The organism is Massilia sp. CT11-108 (genome assembly GCF_047302915.1).
Lineage (GTDB): Bacteria > Pseudomonadota > Gammaproteobacteria > Burkholderiales > Burkholderiaceae_D > Telluria > Telluria orientalis.
In genome coordinates this window covers 1-4,563 of sequence record NZ_JBKYMO010000445.1, presented here as the reverse complement: position 1 = coordinate 4,563, position 4,563 = coordinate 1, and the positions used below count along the sequence as shown (strand labels likewise).

4 protein-coding genes are annotated in these 4,563 nt (G+C 69.4%); 3 read left to right on the top strand and 1 reads right to left on the bottom strand.

Annotated elements, in window-relative coordinates; translation table 11 throughout:
• On the bottom strand, nucleotides 1–1,376 hold a 1,376-nt coding region (locus ACEN88_RS24960; protein WP_413344014.1), incomplete at its 3' end, for a DUF1800 domain-containing protein.
• A 169-nt stretch (nucleotides 1,377–1,545) separates the two neighbouring features.
• Here ACEN88_RS24960 and ACEN88_RS24955 point away from each other — a divergent pair.
• The 3 genes from ACEN88_RS24955 to ACEN88_RS24945 form a co-directional block, all read left to right on the top strand.
• The gene (locus ACEN88_RS24955; RefSeq protein WP_413344012.1) at nucleotides 1,546–1,896 is read left to right on the top strand and encodes a DUF3147 family protein; all 351 of its coding nucleotides are present in this window, start codon (nucleotides 1,546–1,548) and stop codon (nucleotides 1,894–1,896) included.
• Nucleotides 1,897–1,901: 5 nt separating this feature from the next.
• Nucleotides 1,902–3,035 (top strand): efflux RND transporter periplasmic adaptor subunit, encoded by a 1,134-nt coding sequence (locus tag ACEN88_RS24950; protein ID WP_413344010.1) that lies wholly within the window; start codon nucleotides 1,902–1,904, stop codon nucleotides 3,033–3,035.
• Between the two features lie 10 nt (nucleotides 3,036–3,045).
• Nucleotides 3,046–4,563: efflux RND transporter permease subunit (locus tag ACEN88_RS24945; protein ID WP_413344008.1), on the top strand; the 1,518-nt coding region annotated here is incomplete at its 3' end.

Sequence of the window (4,563 nt, the reverse complement as noted above, 5' to 3'; positions counted from 1 at the left end):
GCCTGCAGCCGGACCGGATCGAGCGGCGCCGGCGGCGCATCGGCCGGCACCGTCGCCAGCGGCAGTTTGCCGCCAGCCAGCGCGCTCGCGAAGGCGATGCTCCGCGTCAGCGCGTCCGGGTTCAGCCACGCGTCCTGCGTGTTCTTGTACCCGTCCGGCGTCTGGCAGCCGTACAACGGCATGCCCAGCTGATTCATGGTATTCACCAACGGCCCGACATTCGCCACCGGCACGCCGCTCGCCCGCAGGGCCGAGACCACGTACTGGTACGGCGTCTTGAACTTCGCGCCGACGCTCCCCGCGTCCATGAATTCGCGGCTCGCGAACAGCGTCGCCAGCACGGCGCGGATGTCGCCCTGCGACGCCTGCCACGTGGCCGCCATGCGGTCGACGAGGCTTGGCGGCGGCTCGTCGCTGACGAAGTATTGCGCCAGCTCGCGGCTCACGTGGCGCGCCGTGGCGGGGTGCATGGCCAGCACGTCCAGCGCATACTCCCCTTCCTGCTGGCCGGCCGGCGCGATCGCGCGGCCCAGCCACGTCTTGGTGCCGGCATCGTGGCGGCCGGCGTCGAAGCGGAATGTCTCGCCCGTGCGCGCGAGACGCTTCTGGTCGAACGTCCACCCGGTCAGCATGCGCGCCAGCTCCGTCACGTCGCGCTGCGTGTAGCCGCCGTCCGCACCCAGCGTGTGCAACTCCATCAGTTCGCGCGCATAGTTTTCGTTCAGCCCCCGCGCCTTACCCTTCGCATCCGGGCGCGGCGCCGACGACACGACGTTATCGAGGTAGAACAGCATCGCCGGATGCTTCGCCGTCGCGCCCAGCAGCGCGCGGAAGGAGCCGAGCGCGTGCGGGCGGATCGCGTCGCGTTCGTAGCTCGTCACCAGCGCGCGGTCGATTCCTTTGCCCGCGAAGACGTTGAAATGGTTGTACCAGAAGTCGACCATGACCTCTTCCAGCTGGCGCGGGCTCTCGACGGCGCGCAACAGCCGGGCTTCCGCAGCCTGGCGCGCCACGCGCATCTCGGCCTCGCGCCGGCGCTGTTTCGCGCCCTCGTCGTCCATCCGAACGGCGCGCCGCAGTTCCAGGAACTCGGCCAGCGATTCTCCGGCGCTGCGGTTCACGGTGTCCAGTGCGGCCAGGCGTGCGTCCAGGTCGGCCGGCAGCGGGATCGTCTCCGGATGCAGCTGCTGGTCGATCCAGCGCTGCACGCCCATCTGCGCCACGCGCCCGACGTCGCCGGGACGCGGTCCGTATGCGAGGCGGTTCAGCACATGCAGCGCCTGCACATCCGGGGCAGATGCCGCATCGGCCGCCGCTGCGGCACCCGTCGCCATCAAGGCGGCGGCCAGCAGGACAAGCGATGCGCGTCGGATCATGTTGAGCTTCATGTTGGCCGCCATTTAACCGCGAATGGATGAGCGGGAATATCGACGCGACGTTTCAGTGGTAAGGATTTGTAACGGAACATGACAGCCGGGACCATACGGAACAGGCGTCCTCGGGTGTGCTTTGTTACACTGTCGCAGTTTGACTTCTGGTTCCGCCATGTCCTGGATCGTCTTGAAATACCTGATCAGCGCCGCCGTCGTCGTCCTGGTGTCGGAAGCTGCCGCGCGCTCCGACCGCCTCGGCGGCCTGGTCGCGTCCCTGCCGCTCGTGACCGTGCTGACGCTGATCTGGCTGCACATCGAACGCCAGCCGCAGGAAAAGATCGCCAACCACGCCTGGTACACGCTGTGGTACGTGATCCCGACACTCCCCATGTTCGCCGCCTTCCCGTGGCTGCTGGCACGCCTCGGCTTCTGGCCGGCGCTGGGCGCGGGAATCGCGATCACGGTGGCCAGCATACTCCTGTTCGCCCTTCTGCTGAAACGCTTCGGCATCCATCTACTTTGAACGCCATGACTCCCGCCCAACTCCGCCGCATGTCCCGGCCCGCCCTCGCCGTCTCCATCGCCGCCATCCTGGCCAGCACCGTGGGCGTCCTCGTCTCCAGCAATGCCGCCGACGACAAGAAGGCGGCGGCCCCGCGCCCCGCGCTGACCGTCACGACGGCGAAACCGGAGCAATCGCGCCTGCCGCTCAGCTTCGCCGCCAACGGCAACGTCGCCGCGTGGCAGGAAGCGGTGATCGGCAGCGAGTCGAACGGTCTGCGCCTGCAGGAGGTGAAGGTCAACGTGGGCGACGTCGTCAAGAAGGGCGAGGTGCTCGCCGTGTTCGATGCGGCGCCGGTCGAGGCGGACGTCGCGCAGGCGAAAGCCGCTGTCCAGGAAGCGGAGGCGAATGCGTCCGCCGCCCGCGCCGATGCGAAGCGGGCGCGCGCCCTGCAAAGCTCGGGCGCGCTCAGCGAACAGCAGATCACGCAATACATGACGGCCGAGCGCACGGCCGCCGCGCGCGTGGCATCGGCGAAGGCGACGCTGGCCCAGCAACAGCTGCGCCTGAAGTACACGAAGATCGTCGCGCCGGATGCCGGCGTGATCTCCGCGCGCAACGCCACCGTGGGCGCCGTCGCCGGCGTGGGCGCGGAGATGTTCCGCATGATCCGCCAGGGCCGCCTGGAATGGCGCGCCGAGGTGACGGCCGCCGAGCTCCCGCGCATCAAGCCGGGCCAGAAGGCCGTCGTGCAGGCGGCCGGCGGCACGCAGGTGCAGGGCCGCGTGCGCACGGTCGCGCCGACCGTCGATGCGCAAAGCCGCGTCGCCCTCGTCTACGTCGACCTGCCGCCGGCGCTGTCGGCCAATGCGCCGCTGAAGGCCGGCATGTTCGCCAGCGGCCAGTTCGCGCTGGGCGAGTCGGCCGCGCTGACGGTGCCGCAGCAGGCCGTCGCCGTGCGCGATGGCTTCGCGTACGTATTCCGCCTGAATGCGGACGGCCGCGTGAGCCAGTTGAAAGTCGCGACGGGCCGCCGTCTCGGCGACCGCGTCGAGGTGACGGACGGCCTGCCCGCGGACGCGCTGGTCGTCACGAGCGGCGCCGGCTTCCTCAACGACGGCGACTTGGTACGTAACGTGCCGACGCTGGCGGCGCGTTGAGGGCACGGTCATGAATTTTTCCGCGCTCTCGATCCGCAACCCGATCCCGGCGATCATGCTGTTCGCCCTCCTCACCTTCGCCGGCGTGCTGGCGTTCAAGGCGAACAAGGTGCAGGACTTCCCGGACATCGAACTGCCCATCGTCACCGTCGTCGCGACGCTCGACGGCGCCGCGCCGGCGCAGCTGGAGACGGAGGTCGCGCGCAAGATCGAGGACTCGGTCGCGACCCTCCAGGGCGTCAAGAACATCTATGCGCGCGTGCTGGACGGCGTGGCCACGATCACCGTCGAATTCATCCTCGAGAAGGACCTGTCGGACGCCGTCAACGACGTGCGCGACGCCGTCTCGCGCGTGCGCGCCGACCTGCCCGCGGAGATGCGCGACCCGAGCGTGACGAAGACGACGACCGCGGGCCGCGTCGTGCTCACGTTCACGGCGCAGGCGGCCGACGCGCACGGCAAGCCGGCGCTCGACGCGCCCGACCTGAGCTGGTTCGTCGACAACACGGTGTCCAAGCGCCTGCTCAGCGTACCGGGCGTCGGCGCGGTCAAGCGCGTGGGCGGCGTCTACCGCGAAGTGCGCGTGGAACTCGACGATCAGAAGATGGCCGCGCTGCGCGTGTCGGCACTGGACGTCTCGCGCCTGCTGCGCAACGTGCAGCGCGAGGAACCGGGCGGCCGCGGCGACGTGAGCGGCGCCGAGCAATCCGTGCGCACGCTGGCGACCGTGCAGACGGCGCAGGAACTGGCGCGCATGGAGATCCCGCTGCCGGATGGCCGCCACGTGCGCCTGAACGAGATCGCGACGGTGTCCGACACGGTCGCCGAGCCGCGCGCCATCGCGGAGCAGGACGGCAAACCGGTCGTCGCCTTCGAAATCTTCCGCACGCGCGGCGCCGGCGAGATGGACGTCGCGAACGGCGTGCGCAAGGCCGTCGCCGAGCTGCAGCAAAAGCACGGCAACGTCGTGCTGCGCGAAACGATCGACAACGCGGCGCCCGTCGAGGACAACTTCGACGCGTCGATGGAAATGCTGTACGAGGGCGCCGTGCTCGCGGTGCTGGTCGTGTGGTGGTTCCTGCGCGACTGGCGCGCGACGCTCGTCGCGGCGGCCGCGCTGCCGCTGTCCGTGATCCCCGCGTTCCTCGGCCAATACCTGTTCGGCTACACGCTGAACATGGTCACGCTGCTGTCGCTGGCGCTCGTCGTCGGCGTGCTCGTGGACGATGCGATCGTCGAGATCGAGAACATCTCGCGCCACCTCCGCATGGGGAAAACGCCGATGCAGGCCGCGCTGGAAGCGGCCGACGAAATCGGCATGGCCGTGATCGCGACGACGTTCTCGCTCGTCGCCGTGTTCCTGCCGACCGCGTTCATGAGCGGTATCCCCGGCAAATTCTTCAAGCAGTTCGGCTGGACGGCCGTGCTGGCGATCCTCGCGTCGCTGCTCGTCGCGCGCCTGCTGACGCCGATGATGGCCGCGTATCTCCTGAAACCGCTGCCGCACGCGGAGGAGCGCGACGGCGCG